Origin of the sequence: Streptomyces sp. Edi4, from assembly GCF_040253615.1 — a bacterium.
Taxonomy (GTDB): Bacteria; Actinomycetota; Actinomycetes; order Streptomycetales; family Streptomycetaceae; genus Streptomyces.
This window is the reverse complement of sequence record NZ_JBEJGY010000004.1, coordinates 3,683,678-3,700,198: the sequence shown is the minus strand read 5'-3', so window position 1 is coordinate 3,700,198 and position 16,521 is coordinate 3,683,678. Positions and strand designations below refer to the sequence as shown.

Sequence of the window (16,521 nt, the reverse complement as noted above, 5' to 3'; positions counted from 1 at the left end):
GCCCGGGGCCCATGGTCGGTAACCGCCTCGGAGGGGGCCAATTGGCCTATGCGCCGGGCATTTGGCTGTTCGTAGGACAAGCGTTCGCCCGGCTGGGTGGAACTCAACGGTCCGGTTCGGGATCCTTCAGCCAGTTCACGAGTTCGGTGGAGAAGGCCACCGGGTCCTCCTCGTGCGGGAAGTGGCCGAGACCGTCGAACAGCCGCCAGCGGTAGGGCGCTTCGACGTACTCACCGGAGCCCGCGGCGCTGCGGGTGCGCATCACCGGGTCGAGCGAGCCGTGCAGGTGGAGGGTGGGCACCCGGACCGGCCGCTTCATCCGCCGGTTGAACTGGATGCCGTCGGGCCGAGCCATCGAGCGCACCATCCACCGGTAGGGCTCGATCGAGCAGTGCGCGGTGGAGGGGATGCACATGGCGCGCCGATAGGTCTCCACGGCCTCGTCCTCGGGCCGGCGCGGGCCAGACCAGTCCCGTACGAGCCGGCCCACCAAGGCGCCCTCGTCCGCCACCAGCTGACGCTCCGGCAGCCAGGGGCGCTGGAAGCCCCAGACGTAGGAGCCGGCCGCGGTCTGCTTGTAGTCCGCGAGCATCGCCGAGCGCCAGCGGCGCGGATGCGGCATCGACGACACCACGAGGCGGCGCACCACCTTGGGGCGCATCACGGCCGCCGTCCACGCCAGATAGCCGCCCAGGTCGTGCCCGACCAGCGCAGCGTCGGGCTCGCCGAGGGAGCGTACGACGCCCGTGATGTCCAGCGCGAGGTTGGCCGGGTCGTAGCCGCGCGGGGTGCGGTCGCTGCCGCCCACGCCGCGCAGGTCCATCGCGACCGCGCGGTAGCCGGCGTCGGCCAGCGCGGTCAGCTGGTGGCGCCAGGTCCACCAGAACTGCGGGAAGCCGTGGAGCAGCAACACCAGGGGACCGTCGCCGAGTTCGGCGATGTGGAAGCGCGCCCCGTTGGCCGCCACGTCCCTGTGGACCCAGGGACCATCGATGCGGACGGGGCTGCCGGTGCCTCCGGGGCTTCCGGTACCGGGCTCGGGTGCGGTCATGCAGACGAGCGTGCCACAGTGGCGCCGGTGTCCGTGACCGTCACCTCGACCGTGGCCGGGCGCGGGTGCGGCTTGACGCCTTGCAGGGCCGCCGCCGTCGCCTTGGCCGACGCGATGGACTTCTCCGGCGGCTTGACCTTCTTGAACTTGGTCACGGCGAGCACCGCGAGCAGGCCGGCGAGCACCAGGAACGCGCCGCCGACGATGAGGAACGACCAGGCGAGCCCGAGCCCCAGGTTGTGGATGCCGTACGCCGCCGCGAAGCTCAGCACGGGCAGCGCGAAGACCGCGAGCACCCCGGCGGTACTGATGGCGAGGCCACCGATCGCCCCGCGCTTGACGTCCTGCCGCAGTTCGGCCTTGGCCAGCGCGATCTCGTCGTGGACAAGCGCGGACATCTCGGCGGTCGCGGAGGCGACCAGCTGGCCGAGGCTGCGCTCGGCGCTGCCGGCGTTGTGGCTGGGGTCGCTCATCGCTGACTCCCTCATCTCTTCTCGGTTGCCGACGGGTCGAACAGGTCCCGCGGGTCCAGCAGGTCCGGCTGGGCCAACAGGTCCGGCAGGTCCGGCGGGCCCAGGGGGTCCAACACGTCGCACACGTCTAACACGTCCGTGGTCAGATCATGCCGGACGGTCGGCGTCGTCGCGCCCCGCCCCCGCCAGTTGAGCCAGTCTGCGGTGCTCGGCCGCCTTGGTGTCGTAGATCTCGGCCATCCGCAGGTGGTACTCCGGCTTGCCCAGTTCGTACACGTCGGGGATGCCGTCCTGGTCCTCGTCGCGCTCCTCGTCCTCGACGAGCTGCTTGTACTTGCGTACGCGCATCTTGAGCAGGACGGAGGACAGGACGGCGGCGGTCAGGGAGCCGACCAGGACGGCGGCCTTGACCTCGTCGGTCAGCGGGCCCTGGCCGTCGAAGGCGAGCTCGCCGATGAGCAGCGACACCGTGAAGCCGATGCCGGCGAGCGAGGCGACGGCGAAGACGTCGGGCCAGGCGAGGTCGTCGTTGAGCTCGGCCTTGGTGAAGCGGGCGGCGAACCAGGTACCGCCGAAGATGCCGACGGCCTTGCCGACGATCAGGCCGAGGACGACGCCGAGCGTTTCGGGCCGGGTGAAGACATCGGCCAGGGTGGAACCGCTGATGGCGACGCCGGCGGAGAACAGCGCGAAGAGCGGCACCGCGAGTCCGGCCGAGAGCGGGCGCACCAGGTGCTCGATGTGTTCGCCCGGGGAGTGCTCCTCGCCCTCGGTGCGGTGGCAACGGAGCATGAGGCCCATGGCGACGCCCGCGATGGTCGCGTGGACGCCGCTGTTGTACATCAGGCCCCAGATGACGAGCGCGAGCGGAAGGTGGACGTACCAGCCCCGTACGCCCTTCCTGAGCAGCCACCAGAACAGGACGAGCCCGGCGAAGGCGCCGCCGAGCGCCAGGAAGTTGAGGCCGCCGGTGAAGAAGACGGCGATGATCAGGATGGCGAAGAGGTCGTCCACGACGGCGAGCGTGAGCAGGAAGGCGCGCAGCGCCGAGGGCAGTGAGGTGCCGATGACCGCGAGCACGGCGAGCGCGAACGCGATGTCTGTAGCGGTCGGTACGGCCCAGCCGTCAAGGGAGCCGTTGCCGACAAGGTTGACCAACGTGTAGACGAGCGCGGGAACGGCCATGCCGCACAGCGCCGCGATCACGGGCAGCGCGGCGGCCTTCGGGTCGCGCAGCTCTCCGGCCACAAGTTCACGTTTGAGCTCGATACCGGCGACAAAGAAGAAGATGGCGAGGAGACCGTCGGCCGCCCAGTGCTGGATGGAGAGGTCGAGCCCGAGCGAGCCGACGCCCAGATGGAAGCCGCGCACCGCCTCATAGCTCGCGCCCAGCGTGTTCGCCCACACCAGGGCGGCGATCGCGGCTACGAGCAGCAGCACACCGCCGACCGTCTCGGCGCGCAGCGCCTCGGCGACGAAGTTGCGTTCGGGGAGCGAGAGCCGGCCGAGGAACTTCTGCTTGGTGGGGGTGGGCGTGGCCACGAGGGCGACCTCCGGTCGGTGCGGCGGGCATGACTGAGCACGTTGCCGACCAGACTTCCCGGCGCACCTGACTTTCTTGTCGCGTCGTTGACGCTTTTCTCACTTTACCTAACTTTACGGAGCGGCGCATGCGGCGGGGTGCGTCCAGTGATCATCACTTTAGGGGCATACCGGGCATGCGGCGCGCGAAAGGGCCCGGCCGCACTCCGCGGCCGGGCCCCTGGACGACGGATCGCCCGCTCAGTCCTCGCTTGCGGCGCTCGGCAGCTTGGTCTGGATCAGCGCCATGACCGAGGAGTCGGTCAGCGTCGTGACATCGCCCAGCTCGCGGTTCTCGGCGACATCGCGCAGGAGGCGGCGCATGATCTTGCCCGAGCGGGTCTTGGGCAGCTCCGCCACCGGCAGGACGCGCTTGGGCTTGGCGATCGGGCCGAGCGCGGAGCCGACGTGCGCCCGCAACTCCTCGACCAGGGTCTCGGTCTCGGCCGCGGAGCCGCGCAGGATCACGAACGCCACGATGGCCTGCCCGGTCGTCTCGTCGGCGGCGCCGACCACGGCGGCCTCGGCGACCGAGGGATGCGAGACGAGGGCCGACTCGACCTCGGTCGTGGAGATGTTGTGCCCGGAGACGAGCATGACGTCGTCCACGCGGCCGAGCAGCCAGATGTCGCCGTCGTCGTCCTTCTTGGCGCCGTCACCCGCGAAGTACTTGCCCTCGAAGCGGGACCAGTAGGTGTCGATGAAGCGCTGGTCGTCGCCCCAGATGGTGCGCAGCATGGAGGGCCACGGCTCGGTCAGGACGAGGTAGCCGCCCCCGCCGTCCGGGACCTCGTGGGCCTCGTCGTCGACGACGGTCGCGCTGATGCCGGGCAGCGCGCGCTGCGCCGAACCCGGCTTGGTCGCGGTGACGCCGGGCAGCGGCGAGATCATCATCGCGCCGGTCTCGGTCTGCCACCAGGTGTCCACGATGGGGCACTTGTCGGCGCCGATGTGCTTGCGGTACCACATCCACGCCTCGGGGTTGATCGGCTCGCCGACCGACCCGAGGACCCGCAGGCTGCTCAGGTCGAACTTGGCGGGGATGTCGTCGCCCCACTTCATGAACGTACGGATCGCGGTCGGCGCGGTGTAGAGGATGCTCACGCCGTACTTCTGCACGATCTCCCAGAACCGCCCCTGGTGCGGGGTGTCGGGGGTGCCCTCGTACATGACCTGGGTCGCGCCGTTGGCGAGCGGGCCGTAGACGATGTACGAGTGCCCGGTGACCCAGCCGATGTCGGCGGTGCACCAGTAGACGTCGCTCTCCGGCTTCAGGTCGAACACCGCGTGGTGGGTGTACGCGGCCTGGGTGAGGTAGCCGCCGGAGGTGTGCAGGATGCCCTTGGGCTTACCCGTCGTACCCGACGTGTACAGGATGAACAGCGGGTGCTCGGCGTCGAAGGCGGCCGGGGTGTGCTCGGCCGGCTGGCGGGCGACGATGTCGTCCCACCACACGTCGCGGCCCTCGGTGAACGCGGTGTCCTGGCCCGTGCGGCGCACCACCAGGACGTGCTCGACCTGCGGGCAGCGCGCGACGGCGTCGTCGATGGCGGGCTTCAGGGCGGACGGCTTGCCGCGCCGGTAGCCGCCGTCGGCGGTGATGACGAGCTTGGCGTCGGCGTCCTGGATGCGCGAGGCGACGGCGTCGGCCGAGAAGCCGCCGAAGACCACCGAGTGCGCCGCGCCGATCCGGGCACAGGCGAGCATCGCGACGGCCGCCTCCGGAATCATCGGCAGGTACACCGCGACGCGGTCACCGGCCTGGACGCCCAGCTCCGTCAGGGCGTTGGCGGCCCTTGACACCTCGTCCTTGAGCTCGGCATAGGTGATCGCGCGGCTGTCGCCGGGCTCGCCCTCGAAGTGGATCGCGACCCGGTCACCGTGGCCGGCCTCGACATGGCGGTCCACGCAGTTGTACGCGACATTGAGCTTGCCGTCGGCGAACCACTTGGCGAAGGGCGGATTCGACCAGTCAAGGGTCTCGGTCGGCTCGGTGGCCCAGGTCAGGCGCCGGGCCTGCTCGGCCCAGAACCCCAGCCTGTCCGCATCGGCCCGCTTGTACGCCTCCGCCGTCACGTTGGCGTGCGCGGCCAGTTCGGAGGGCGGCGCGAAGCGACGCTCCTCTTTCAGCAGATTGGCCAGCTCGTTGCTCACGACATCTCCCTTTCCCAGGGCGTCCTCAGTGCGTATGTGTCCCGGCCCTAGCTCATCAGGCCAGGCGTCGGGTGACAAGGGGCGCAAGGAAATTGGTTTAGACCTGTAAAGGTTTCCTGGTCACCGGCGTGGCTCGCGAACGGCCTCTCCCTTGGGAGGAGAGGCCGTTGACGGGCTGTGCCGGCGAGGCGGGATCAGGCGGGTGTGTCCTCCAGGATGTTGACGCCGACGCTTTCGAAGACCTCTTCGTGGTCGTTCGCGGAGAGCAGATAGGCCTGCGCCTCACCGACGTGGAAGTACATGCCGTGCAGGGCGAGGGTTCCCTCGGCGAGCGCCCGGGCCACCGACTCGTGCCGGCGCAGATGCTCCAACTGCTGGACGACGTTGGTCAGGCACAGCTGCTCCACGGCGTCCGCCGGCAGCCGTCCGGCGATCCGGGTCCAGGCGTGGCTGCGGCTGGCCATCCGTTCCAGGCTCGGCCCGCCGTGCCGCAGCCAGCGGCGCAGCGGCGTCATCGGCGCGCCGGGCTTGGTGGCGAGCAGCGCCGTCATCGCGCCGCAGCCGGAGTGCCCGCACACCGTGATCGACTGGATTTTGAGGATGTCCACCGCGTACTCGATGGCGGCCGCCACCGACTCGTCGCCGCCCTCCTCGCCCGGCGGCGGCACCAGGTTGCCGATGTTGCGCACGGTGAACAGATCACCCGGACCGCTTGAGGTGATCATGCTGGTGACCAGGCGGGAGTCGGCGCAGGTGATGAAGAGCTGCTGGGGGCGCTGGCCCTCGCGGGCGAGCCGGGCCAGCTCGTCGCGCACCAGGGGCGCGGTGTTGCGCTGGAACGAACTGAGCCCGCTCACCAGGTGGTGCCCGTGGGAGCGCTGGGGCGGCTGGTCCTGGCAGTGGTGGTTGCGCCACGGCGTCCACGGCCGGCAGCAGGTGCCCGCGGGGGAGGCGGGCTCGGGGGTCCTTGCCCCGGTGCGCGAGGTGACCCGGACGGTCCCGCCCCGCGCGCGATGCGCGTCCTGCCAGCCCTGCAACGCCTCGAAGGCGGCGTGATCCATGAACGATCCGTCCAACTCCACGATGGTGTCAGCTCCTTGAGGTACATGGCCGAGCGTCCGGGTCAGCCGGGGCACGGCGAGGAACGTCAACTGCCCACGGGCGCGCACCAGGCAGGTGCCGTCGGCCTCCTGCTGGGCGGTGATCCGGGTACGGGACAGCCGGTGCAGCGCGACCGCGACCGCCACCGCGACCCCCAGGACCACTCCTTGCAGGACGCCCAGGACGAGCACTCCGCCGACGGACGCCACATAAACCAGGAACTCGCGATGCTTGTGGACGTTACGGATGTGCGCCAAGTTGACCATCTGGATGCCGACCATCATGACGAGGGCGGCGAGCGCGGCCAGCGGGATCCACTCCAGTACGGAGACGAGCAGCCCGGCCGCGAGCAGCACCCACACGCCGTGCAGCACGGTCGAGGCGCGGCCGGTCGCGCCGGCGCGGACGTTGGCGCTGCCGCGCACCGCGCCGCCGGACACGGGCATGCCGCCGAGCAGTCCACACACGGCGTTGGCGATGCCCTGGCCGCGCAGTTCGCGGTCGAGGTCGACGCGCGGGACGGGGCTGCCCGGCCGCTCGGACGCCAGCCGGTCGACGGCGACGGCGGACAGCAGCGACTCCAGGCTCGCGACCAGCGTCACCGTGAGCACCGCGGCGGCGATCCCGAGCGCCGGGCCGTGCGGCATCCCGGGCAGCACATGCGCGTCCCAGGACGGCAGTTGGACCCGGGCGATCCTCGGCGCCGTGACCGCCGCGACGCCTGTGGCCACCACCACGCAGACGAGCGCGGCAGGGACGCGGCGCAGGGCCTTTCCGGCCCGCCCCGGCATGCGTGGCCACAGCAGTAGTACGGCGAGCGTGAGGGCGCCGATGAGCGGTTCCGCCGGGCCGACGTGGGTCAACTGGCCGGGAAGCGCGAGGGCGTTGTCCACGGCGGAGCTCTGCGGAGAGCCACCGAGGACGATGTGGAGCTGGGCCAGCGCGATGGCGGCGCCGATGCCGGCGAGGGTGCCGTGCACGATGGCGGGGCTGACCGCGAGCGCGGAGCGCGCCGCCTTCAGGGAGCCGAGGACGACCTGGAGCAGACCGGCGCCCACGGTGATGACGCAGCTGGTGCGCCAGCCGTAGGTCTGGATGATCTCGGCGGACACCACGGTCAGCCCGGCGGACGGGCCGCTGACCAGCAGGGGCGAACCGCCGAGCAGCCCGGCGACGATGCCGCCGACACCGGCGGCGATGAGGCTGGCCTCCAGAGGCGCGTCGATGGCGACGGCGAGGCCGAGCGACATCGGGACGGCGAGCAGGAAGACGGTGATGGACGCCGACAGGTCGGCGCCGCGGATCCGGAATCGGCTGGGCTCCTCGCCCGGGGAGGACGGCCGGCGGGGCCGGCGGAGGCGGGGCGGGGGAGCTGGAGTCGTGGCGTGAGTGGGTGCGCAAGCAGGCATGGTTCCCGTCTCCTCCGGGGCAGCGCGGTCGCGGAACGTGGGGTCGCGGCCGTGGGTCACGGCAGTGCAGCGGCGGGATCTCAACTCTCGGTAAACGAATGGTAATGCAGGGTAAAGCCTCTTACTTCGCATTTAAGGCAAATAGGGCAGTGATTCACTCTCTGGGGTGAATAGGCAGCTTTTCGTTCGGCTTGTCGTCCGGTTGTCCTTCCTTCCGCGTGCGACTTTTGCGGCGCCGTGACGGCATTCAACGCACAGGACCGCAAGGAAGAGGTGGGCGGATGATCGCCGCCACGCACGCCACGAAGAGGATCGCTGCCGGCGTCATCGCCGCGGCGCTGGCCGTGGGAGCCGCGGGCTGCTCCGCCGGCTCCGGCCCGGACAAGCCCGCGCCCGTGGGCCGCCAGGGCGCCGCCCCCAACACCGCGCCGCATCTCATCGGGGACGGCTCGACCGCGTACACCGGGCCCCAGCCGCACCTGCTCAAGGCGCAGAAGCTGAAGCCGGGTCAGCGTCCGCCGCAGTTCGTGGTGTTCTCCTGGGACGGCGCGGGCGAGGACAGCCAGAAGCTCTTCTCCCACTTCCGCGAGGTCGCCAAGGAGTCCAACGCGACCATGACGTACTTCCTGAGCGGCGTGTACATGCTCCCCGACGCGAAGGCGAACCTCTACACCGCGCCCAAGCACGCCCCGGGGCAATCCGACATCGGCTTCAACGACCTCAAGGGGATCAAGGACACCGCCACCCAGGTGCGCGCGGCCTGGAAGGAGGGCAACGAGATCGGCACCCACTTCAACGGCCACTACTGCGGGCCCGACGGCGGCGTCGGTACCTGGTCGGTGGCCGAGTGGAAGAGCGAGATCGCCCAGGCCAAGTCCTTCGTCAAGAACTGGAAGACGAACTCGGGCCTCAAGGCCGAGGCGCCGCTTCCCTTCGACTACGACAAGGAGCTCGTGGGCGGGCGCACCCCTTGCCTCGAGGGCCAGAAGAACTTCGTCAAGACGGCGGGCGAGCTCGGCTGGCGCTACGACACCAGCGGTGTCAACGACCAGGTGTGGCCCAAGCGCAACCCCAACGGCGTCTGGGACCTGTCGATGCAGCTGGTGCCGGTCCCCGGCCGGGACTTCCAGACCCTGTCCATGGACTACAACTTCTACATGAACCAGTCCAACGCGATGACCGGTGACGCCGATCAGCACGAGTACTGGGGCAACCAGATGCGCGACGGCCTCCTCCAGGCCTTCGACCGCTCCTACGACGGCAACCGTGCGCCGTTGATCATCGGCAACCACTTCGAGTCGTGGAACGGCGGCGTCTACATGAAGGCCGTCGAGGAGACGGTCAGGACGGTGTGCGTCAAGCGCGACGTCCACTGTGTCTCCTTCCGCCAGCTCGCCGACTGGCTCGACGCCCAGGACCCGGCCGTGCTCGCCAAGTTCCACTCGCTGAAGGTGGGCGAGGCGCCGAAGGGCGGCTGGGCGGCGCTCGAGGCCGCCCAGCCGGCCGCCCCGGCGAAGCCCGTCGCCCCGCTGCGGCCCGCGGCGCCCCAGCCCGCCGTCAGGCAGGCTGCGGCTCGCTGACCTCCGCGATCAGCCGCTCGCTCAGGACGAAACCGGGGTCCACCTGCGCCGCCAGGTCGGCCCCGGTCTTCGCGTTGCCCCAGCTCTGCGCGTTCTTCAGATGGAAGTGCACCATCTGGCGCGTGTAGCGGTCCCAGTCGCGGTTCCCATAGGAGTCGTCCGCCGCGTTCTGCAACGTCTGGAGGGCGAGCCGGTTGTCGGCCTCAAGGAGCTCGAAACGCGAGGGGCGGCCCTTCTCCATGGCGCGCACCCAGTCGGAGTGGCCCACCGTGACCAAGAGGTCGTCGCCCACCTCGGCGCGCAGAAAGTCCACGTCGTCCTGGCCCTGCACCTTGTTGCCGACGACCTTGAGCGCGACCCCGTAGTCCCGGGCGTACTCCTTGTACTGGCGGTATACGGAGACGCCCTTACGGGTCGGCTCGGCCACCAGGAAGGTCATGTCGAAGCGCGTGAACATGCCGGAGGCGAACGAGTCGGAGCCCGCCGTCATGTCGACGACGACGTACTCGTCCATGCCGTCCACCAGGTGGTTCAGGCACAGCTCCACCGCGCCGACCTTCGAGTGGTAGCAGGCCACGCCCAGGTCGGACTCGGTGAAGGGGCCGGTCGCCATCAGGCGGATGTCCCCGTCGTCGAGCGCCACCCGCCGGGCGCACGCCTCGTACACCGGGTTCGCCTCGCGCACCCGCAGCAGGCGGGAGCCGTGACCGGGCGGCGTTGTCTTGATCATCGACTCGGTGGAGGCGATGCGCGGATTGGTGCCCCGCAGGTACTCCTTGATGAGCGGCAGATGGGCGCCCATGGCGGGCAGCGCGGCGGCCTCCGCCTCGTCGAGCCCGAGCGCGGCCCCGAGGTGCTGGTTGATGTCGGCGTCGACCGCGACGACGGCGGCCTCGTTGGCGGTGAGATGACGGATGAAGAGCGAGGACAGCGTCGTTTTCCCGCTGCCGCCCTTGCCCACGAAAGCGATCTTCATGTTCACCAACGGTAATCGTATGGTGGCGGTAAGTGTGCGAGGCGAGTGAAGAAGACCACTCGAAGGTGGGGTGCGGCTTGCGGACGCGTAGCCTCCTTACCTATGAGTACGAACGCCGCTGACCCTCTTGTCGCCCTCGGCGGGCTGCCGGGCGTCCCGGATGCCGTGGACCGGGTGCGCAAGGCTGTGGACCGGGTCTACGGGCACCGTGTGATGCGGCGCCGCAGCAACGAGATCACCTCGGAGGCGGCGCTGCGCGGAGCCCGCGGCAGCGCCGCCCTGTCCGGTGCGGACTGGGCGCTGGAAGAGGTGCGGCGGCGTACGGACTTCGCCGCCGATCCCGAGGCGCGCACGGTGGGCGCCGCACTGCGGCTGACCGCCGAGGCGGGTCAACTCCTGTCCATCTGGCGGCAGTCGCCGTTGCGGGTGCTCGCCCGGCTGCATCTGGTGGCGGCGGCGGACGCGGGCGAGACGGTGGGACGGCCCCGCCAGGGCGGCGAGAGCGTCGACGAGCCCCTGATCGAGAGCGTGCTGCCGGGTGCGGACGAGGTGGCCGGCCGCCTCGACGGGCTGTCCCGGCTGATCATCGCGGGCGGCGAGGCGCCCGCTCTGGTCACCGCCGCCATCGTGCACGGTGAACTGCTCGCGCTGCGGCCCTTCACCTCCTGCAACGGGCTGGTCGCCCGCACCGCCGAGCGGATCGTGCTCATCGGCAGCGGCCTCGACCCGAAGGCGATCTGCCCGGCCGAGGTGGGCCACGCCGAGCTGGGGCGCGCGGCCTACGCGGCGGCCTTCGAGGGCTATCTGTCCGGCACCCCGCAGGGGATGGCGGCCTGGATCACCCACTGCGCCGACGCGGTCGAACTCGGGGTGCGCGAGTCGACGGCGGTGTGCGAGGCGCTTCAACGCGGCGCGGCGTAGCGCGGCGTTCTGGCGGGAACTCCCGGCGGGACAAGGGTTGCGGCGGTATCGGAGACCGGTACCGCCGCTGGCATGTCCCGCGCGGCGTAGCGCGGCGTTCTGGCGGGAACCCCCGGCCGGACAAGGGTTGCGGCGGTATCGGAGACCGATACCGCCGCTGGCATGTCCACCGTGTTACCAAGCGTCCTCGAAGGTTGCCCATCAGGCCGGGATTCTCTGCCCGTTCACCTGGTGCGGCTGGCCCGTAATCGACGGGTCGACGTCGCGTGGGTGCTCGATGTCCATGCGCGGTCCGTGGGGCCTTGCTGCGTAGAAGGTGATCCTCTCGGATGTCCCAGGTCTCGCGGGCCGTTGAGTCCTTTCTACTCCGGTACGGCGAGAAGCGAAACCCCTACTCACAGTTCTTTACTTTTAGGTTCAAACAGGACTAAATCGGACTACCGTTTTCGGCGGGCGTCCGCCAACCCGTGTCGGCGGGCGTTCACCAATCCTTGGGGCACGCCCCGTTAGGCCGGCTTATCCCGGCCGCGCCTCAGGCGGAGACGGAGCCGCGCTTGCGGGCCGTGTACCAGACGATGCCTGCCGTGGCGGCGGCCGCGCCGACGGCTGCCGCCAGCAGCGCGGACCGGGGCGGCATCGGAATGACGGGCAACCGTTGCTTGAGCCTGACCGGTCGGTTGAAGACGAGAACCGGCCAGTCTCTGGCGGCGGCCTCGCGGCGCAGCGCCCGGTCCGGATTGACCGCGTAGGGGTGGCCGACCGACTCCAGCATCGGGACGTCGGTCGCCGAGTCGCTGTAGGCGTAGCACCGCGTCAGGTCGTAACCCTCGGACGCGGCCAGTTCCTTGACGGCCTCGGCCTTGGTGGGCCCGTAGGCGTAGTACTCCACATCCCCCGTGAAGCAGCCGTCCTCGCCGACCACCATCCTGGTGGCCACCACCCGGTCCGCCCCCAGCAGTTCACCGATCGGCTCGACGACCTCGGCGCCCGAGGTCGACACGATCACCACGTCCCGGCCGGCCGCGTGGTGCTCCTCGATGAGCGAGGCGGCCTCGTCATAGATGATCGGGTCGATCAGGTCGTGCAGCGTCTCGGCGACGATCTCCTTGACCTGCTGGACGTTCCAGCCCTTGCACAGGGCGGACAGATACTCCCGCATCCCTTCCATCTGATCATGGTCGGCCCCGCCGGCGAGGAATACGAACTGCGCGTACGCGGTGCGCAGTACGGCGCGGCGGTTGATCAGCCCTCCTTGATAGAAGGACTTGCTGAAGGTCAACGTCGACGACTTGGCAATGACAGTCTTGTCCAAGTCGAAGAAGGCGGCGGTACGCGGCAACGAGTGGTTTTCCACGAGACCGAGCATAGGCGCCCACCATTCGGCGTAAGCTGGGGCGCGTGGGTTTGCCTGAGAAGGCTCTCGGGTACACCATGGAAGTCACGGATCGTTCGCGACCGTGCTAACCCGGTCCGACTCCTCCCCCCCGAGTCGACCGTGGGGACGACCCCCGCTCTCCCCCCCGGCGGGGGTCGTCGCATGTCCAGACGCGTTTTCGGCCTCGGACGCCTTCCTCGCCCCTCCCCTCGGCTCCGCCGCGCACGTTCCCGTCGCGCCCTGTCTCGGTAACTGTGTGTAGTGGCTATGCTGCGCTGGGGAAAGTCACCGGTATAGGTGAACGGGATATTCACAACGCGAGTAGTTGTCCACAGATTTCGACCAAGATCCACATTATTTCGGGCCGCCCTCCACCGTGATTCCAGATCGCGAAGTACGCGAACACGGGGAATCGCAGGGAGAGGGGGCGGAAATCATGGACGGATCCATGGCTTCCGAGAGGCCGCAGGGCGCGGAGGGGCGCCGTGGCGGGCCGCTGATCGTGACCGAGGACGAGGACCTGCTCGATGATCTGCTGCGCCTGTGCGCCGCGGCGGGCACCGAGCCCGAGGTGTGCCACGGGGTGCCCGGCCGCGAGGGCGGCTGGGAGAGCGCGCCGCTGATCCTGGTCGGCGACGACGCGGCGCCCCGGCTGCGCGGTGCCTCCCGCAGACGCGGGGTGCTCCTGGTGGGCCGGGACCAGGACGACCCGGGCGTGTGGCAGGCGGCGGTGGAGCTCGGGGCTGACCATGTGCTGCGGTTGCCCGACGCCGAGCCATGGCTGGTGGACCGGATCGCGGACGCCGCGGAAGGTGTGGGGCGGCCCGCTCTGACCGTCGGGGTGATCGGCGGCCGCGGCGGTGCCGGCGCCTCGACGCTGGCGTGCGCCCTCGCGGTGACCGCCGCGCGCTCCGGGCGTCGCACCATGCTCATCGACGGCGATCCCCTCGGCGGCGGCCTGGACGTACTGCTCGGCGGGGAGCACACCGACGGCCGGCGGTGGCCGGATTTCGCCGCTTCGCGTGGACGCGTCGCAGGCGGCGCCCTGGAGGAGTCGCTGCCACGCCTGCATCAGTTGAGGGTCCTCAGCTGGGACCGGGGGGACAGCGTGGTGATCCCGGGGGAGGCGATGCGCGCGGTGCTCGCGGCGGCCCGCCGACGGGGCGGAGTGGTCGTCGTCGACCTGCCGCGCCGCATCGACGACGCGGTGGTGGAAGCGCTGGCGCAGCTGGACCTCGGACTGCTCGTGGTCCCGGCCGAGCTGCGCGCGGTCGCGGCGGCGAACCGGGTCGCCTCGTCGGTCGGCATGGTGCTGCGCGACCTGCGCGCGGTGGTACGGGGCCCCTGCGCGGCCGGGCTGGACGAGCAATGGGTGGCCACCGCCCTCGGCCTGCCCCTTGCCGGTGAACTACCGCTGGAGCCGGGCCTTTTGGAGGCTCAGGAGGGCGGGGCGCCACCGGGAAGCGCTGCGCGCGGACCGCTGGCCCGATTCTGCGCGGCCTTCTGGGACCAGGCGCTGGCCGGCGGCCTCGCCGGGGAAGCGCTCTCGTGAACGGCCTGCCGGACAGGGGCCGGCCGACTCAGACAACGCCCGGCCCCACCGCCGGGGCGCGGCCCTCGGGTCCGCACGCGTGGAGCGCCGGGCCCCCGCTGCTCGACGCCGTACGGCAAAGGCTCGCGCAGAGCGGCGCCGAGCCCACCCCCGCCAGGGTCGCGGCCGCGCTGCGCGCCCAGGGGCGGCTGCTGGGGGACGCCGAAGTGCTGGGCGGCGCCGAGGAGTTGAGGTCCGAGCTGGTGGGCACGGGCCCGCTCGAACCACTGCTCGCCGACCCTGACGTCACCGACGTCCTGGTCTCCGCGCCCGACCGGGTATGGGTGGACCGGGGCGGTGGTCTCGAACTGACCGGGATCCGTTTCGCCGACGCGACGGCCGTACGGCGCCTCGCACAGCGCCTCGCCGCCGTGGCGGGCCGCCGGCTCGACGACGCCAGGCCCTGGGTGGACGCGCGACTGCCGGACGGCACGCGGATGCACGCCGTCCTGGAGCCGGTGGCCGTCGGCTCGGCCTGTCTTTCGCTGCGAGTGGTGCGGCTGAAGGCGTTCTCGCTGGCCGAACTCACGGCTGCGGGCACGGTGACGCCGGACGGCGATCAGTTGCTGCGGGCGCTCATCGAGGCCCGGGTGTCCTTCCTGATCAGTGGCGGTACCGGCACCGGCAAGACCACCCTCCTGTCGACCCTGCTCGGCCTGGTCGGCCCGGGGGAGCGGATCGTCCTGGCGGAGGACTCCGCCGAACTGCGCCCCGACCACCCCCATGTCGTACGCCTCGAAGCGCGCCCCGCCAATCAGGAGGGCGCGGGCCTGGTGACGCTGCGGGACCTGGTGCGCCAGGCCCTGCGGATGCGCCCGGACCGACTGGTCGTGGGGGAGGTGCGCGGCGCCGAGGTGACCGACCTGCTGAGCGCCTTGAACACAGGACATGAAGGCGAGTGCCTGGCGTAACCATACATAGACGCCAAGGGCCCCGCCCATGCGCCACAAGGGCGAAGCACAGACGGGGCCGCTGGTTCAGCGGTTCAGACTGGCCAGGACTCGGCGGGATCGTCCAGCCACGCGCGCTGACCATCCCCCGAGACCGTGAGCCCGAAGCGCTTGTGTCCCGGCTTGCCCTTCTCCATCCACCATCGGTAAGCCGCTTCGGCTTCGTCCCATAGTCGGCGGGGGCCGGATTGCCACACCTGCGCTTCGTCGCCGTCACGGAACATGACGCACGCCCATGATCGGTCCGTGAGTCCGTAGAACCACACGGGCCGTTCCCCGTCGCGCTTGTCGGCCACGACGTGAACGCAGTTGCGGACCTTGAGGCCCATTGCGAACCGCTGGGGGCTGAACTGGGCCCCCATGAAGGCGTCTTCCGTGATCGTGGTGGACGACTTGTCACGGTCGGCCACGCTGCCGCTGACGTACTCAGCGTGCACGACAGTCGAAAGGCGTTGGGCTCGCGCCTTCATGAACTCCACCGGCCCCGTAAACGACCCCGTGGCGCTCTGTCCGTCGTCCGCGACGACCAACCGGGCCACGGCGTCACCGTTGCCGTAATGAGTCCCCCACGGGGCGACAATGACCGCGCCGGGTCTGCTCTGCTCAACCCATGTGAACGGGATGGACCGGAAACCGCACGTGGCAATGATCCGGTCGTACGGCCCCCCTTCCGGGTAGCCCTTGAGGCCATCGCGATTGATGACCAGAGCACCAAGCCCGAACGCGTTCAGGGCCGTGCGTGCGTCGGCGGCAACGACCGGATCAAGTTCCACGGTGACGACGTTCTCAGACCTCAACCGGTGCGCCAGCAATGCGGCGTTCCATCCGGTGCCCGTGCCGATTTCCAAGACACGGTTACCGGGCTTCACGTCTAGATCACTGAGCATCCGGAACACGACGGACGGCATAGAAGCCGAAGACGTGGATACTTCCCCAGGTTCAGTACCGGTGTGCTTGCCGTCGTCCCATTGGGTCACAACGGGAACGTCAGAGTCTGCGTACCCGAACCAGAGATCCGGATCTTCCGACCGTGACACGGGAACGCTCTGCCCCGTCTTCATGTCGAACGGCCAAATGAGGTCCGGCAGGAATGAGGCACGGGGGACCGCAGCGAACGAGGGGGCCCAATCCGAAGTGAGCGCGCCCCCAGACATGAGGACGCGCCCCAGCTCAGTACGGCTGGGGCGCTCCTGGTGTGCGTTGGTGGTCACTGGTTAGGCGGCCTTCGGCGGGTTGGGAACGCCGGGGCCACCGTCCGGGGTGGGAGGCGGGGGCGGCGGGGCAGGCTCGCCGGGCAATCCGTCTCCGCCGTTGGCCTCATAGATCCTGATCATTGGCTTCCCTTTCGTAGTGCTTCTC

The 16,521-nt window shown here is 70.2% G+C and carries 11 protein-coding genes and 1 pseudogene; 4 read left to right on the top strand and 8 right to left on the bottom strand.

The genetic code is table 11. The annotated features are described in order from the left end of the window. Positions 1 to 103: 103 nt before the first annotated feature. From ABR738_RS18785 to ABR738_RS18765, 5 genes are all read right to left on the bottom strand, one after another. Positions 104 to 1,051 carry an alpha/beta fold hydrolase gene (locus ABR738_RS18785; RefSeq protein WP_350231143.1) on the bottom strand — a complete coding sequence of 316 codons (948 nt, stop codon included), beginning with the start codon at positions 1,049 to 1,051 and terminating at the stop codon, positions 104 to 106. Then, positions 1,048 to 1,524, bottom strand: coding sequence for a phage holin family protein (locus ABR738_RS18780; protein WP_350231142.1), 477 nt, complete (start codon positions 1,522 to 1,524; stop codon positions 1,048 to 1,050). Before ABR738_RS18780 ends, ABR738_RS18785 begins: the two co-directional genes overlap by 4 nt. Before the next feature lie 147 nt (positions 1,525 to 1,671). Continuing rightward, positions 1,672 to 3,066 (bottom strand): Na+/H+ antiporter NhaA, encoded by a 1,395-nt coding sequence (gene nhaA, locus ABR738_RS18775; RefSeq protein ID WP_350231141.1) that lies wholly within the window; start codon positions 3,064 to 3,066, stop codon positions 1,672 to 1,674. Positions 3,067 to 3,306: 240 nt separating this feature from the next. Then, entirely contained in the window at positions 3,307 to 5,259 is a 1,953-nt protein-coding gene (gene acs / locus ABR738_RS18770) for an acetate--CoA ligase (protein WP_350231140.1), read from the bottom strand. Positions 5,260 to 5,453: 194 nt separating this feature from the next. Next, complete coding sequence (locus tag ABR738_RS18765) at positions 5,454 to 7,769, bottom strand: SulP family inorganic anion transporter (protein WP_350231139.1); 2,316 nt, start codon at positions 7,767 to 7,769, stop codon at positions 5,454 to 5,456. Positions 7,770 to 8,050: 281 nt separating this feature from the next. Between ABR738_RS18765 and ABR738_RS18760 the strand changes: the two genes are divergently transcribed. After that, a complete protein-coding gene (locus ABR738_RS18760; RefSeq protein ID WP_350231138.1) occupies positions 8,051 to 9,349 on the top strand; it encodes a polysaccharide deacetylase family protein in 1,299 nt (432 codons plus the stop codon). Here the strand turns inward: ABR738_RS18760 and ABR738_RS18755 are convergent. Next, positions 9,327 to 10,325 (bottom strand): ATP-binding protein, encoded by a 999-nt coding sequence (locus ABR738_RS18755; protein WP_350231137.1) that lies wholly within the window; start codon positions 10,323 to 10,325, stop codon positions 9,327 to 9,329. The genes ABR738_RS18760 and ABR738_RS18755 overlap by 23 nt on opposite strands. A gap of 102 nt (positions 10,326 to 10,427) precedes the next feature. On the opposite strand from ABR738_RS18755, the gene ABR738_RS18750 reads away from it, so the two are divergent. Next, positions 10,428 to 11,246, top strand: coding sequence for a Fic family protein (locus ABR738_RS18750; RefSeq protein ID WP_350231136.1), 819 nt, complete (start codon positions 10,428 to 10,430; stop codon positions 11,244 to 11,246). 532 nt (positions 11,247 to 11,778) lie between these two features. Here ABR738_RS18750 and ABR738_RS18745 read toward each other — a convergent pair. After that, positions 11,779 to 12,612: an HAD-IB family hydrolase gene (locus tag ABR738_RS18745; protein WP_350231135.1), complete on the bottom strand. Its 834-nt coding sequence runs from the start codon at positions 12,610 to 12,612 to the stop codon at positions 11,779 to 11,781. Between the two features lie 445 nt (positions 12,613 to 13,057). Between ABR738_RS18745 and ssd the strand changes: the two genes are divergently transcribed. Both ssd and ABR738_RS18735 read left to right on the top strand, forming a co-directional pair. Further along, positions 13,058 to 14,173 carry a septum site-determining protein Ssd gene (gene ssd / locus ABR738_RS18740; RefSeq protein ID WP_350231134.1) on the top strand — a complete coding sequence of 372 codons (1,116 nt, stop codon included), beginning with the start codon at positions 13,058 to 13,060 and terminating at the stop codon, positions 14,171 to 14,173. A 98-nt stretch (positions 14,174 to 14,271) separates the two neighbouring features. Continuing rightward, positions 14,272 to 15,114, top strand: a pseudogene (locus tag ABR738_RS18735) (TadA family conjugal transfer-associated ATPase); the annotation flags it as partial. A gap of 83 nt (positions 15,115 to 15,197) precedes the next feature. Here ABR738_RS18735 and ABR738_RS18730 read toward each other — a convergent pair. Further along, on the bottom strand, positions 15,198 to 16,373 hold the full coding sequence (locus ABR738_RS18730) for a methyltransferase domain-containing protein (RefSeq protein WP_502964107.1): 1,176 nt from the start codon (positions 16,371 to 16,373) through the stop codon (positions 15,198 to 15,200). Positions 16,374 to 16,521: the final 148 nt, after the last annotated feature.

Excerpts from the sequence above, each read along its gene's own strand:
- ABR738_RS18750 (WP_350231136.1), top strand. The coding sequence starts at position 10,428 with ATGAGTACGAACGCCGCTGACCCTCTTGTCGCCCTCGGCGGGCTGCCG.
- ssd (WP_350231134.1), top strand. The coding sequence starts at position 13,058 with ATGGACGGATCCATGGCTTCCGAGAGGCCGCAGGGCGCGGAGGGGCGC.
- ABR738_RS18745 (WP_350231135.1), bottom strand. The coding sequence starts at position 12,612 with ATGCTCGGTCTCGTGGAAAACCACTCGTTGCCGCGTACCGCCGCCTTC.
- ABR738_RS18755 (WP_350231137.1), bottom strand. The coding sequence starts at position 10,325 with ATGAAGATCGCTTTCGTGGGCAAGGGCGGCAGCGGGAAAACGACGCTG.
- ABR738_RS18760 (WP_350231138.1), top strand. The coding sequence starts at position 8,051 with ATGATCGCCGCCACGCACGCCACGAAGAGGATCGCTGCCGGCGTCATC.
- ABR738_RS18785 (WP_350231143.1), bottom strand. The coding sequence starts at position 1,051 with ATGACCGCACCCGAGCCCGGTACCGGAAGCCCCGGAGGCACCGGCAGC.
- ABR738_RS18765 (WP_350231139.1), bottom strand. The coding sequence starts at position 7,769 with ATGCCTGCTTGCGCACCCACTCACGCCACGACTCCAGCTCCCCCGCCC.
- ABR738_RS18780 (WP_350231142.1), bottom strand. The coding sequence starts at position 1,524 with ATGAGCGACCCCAGCCACAACGCCGGCAGCGCCGAGCGCAGCCTCGGC.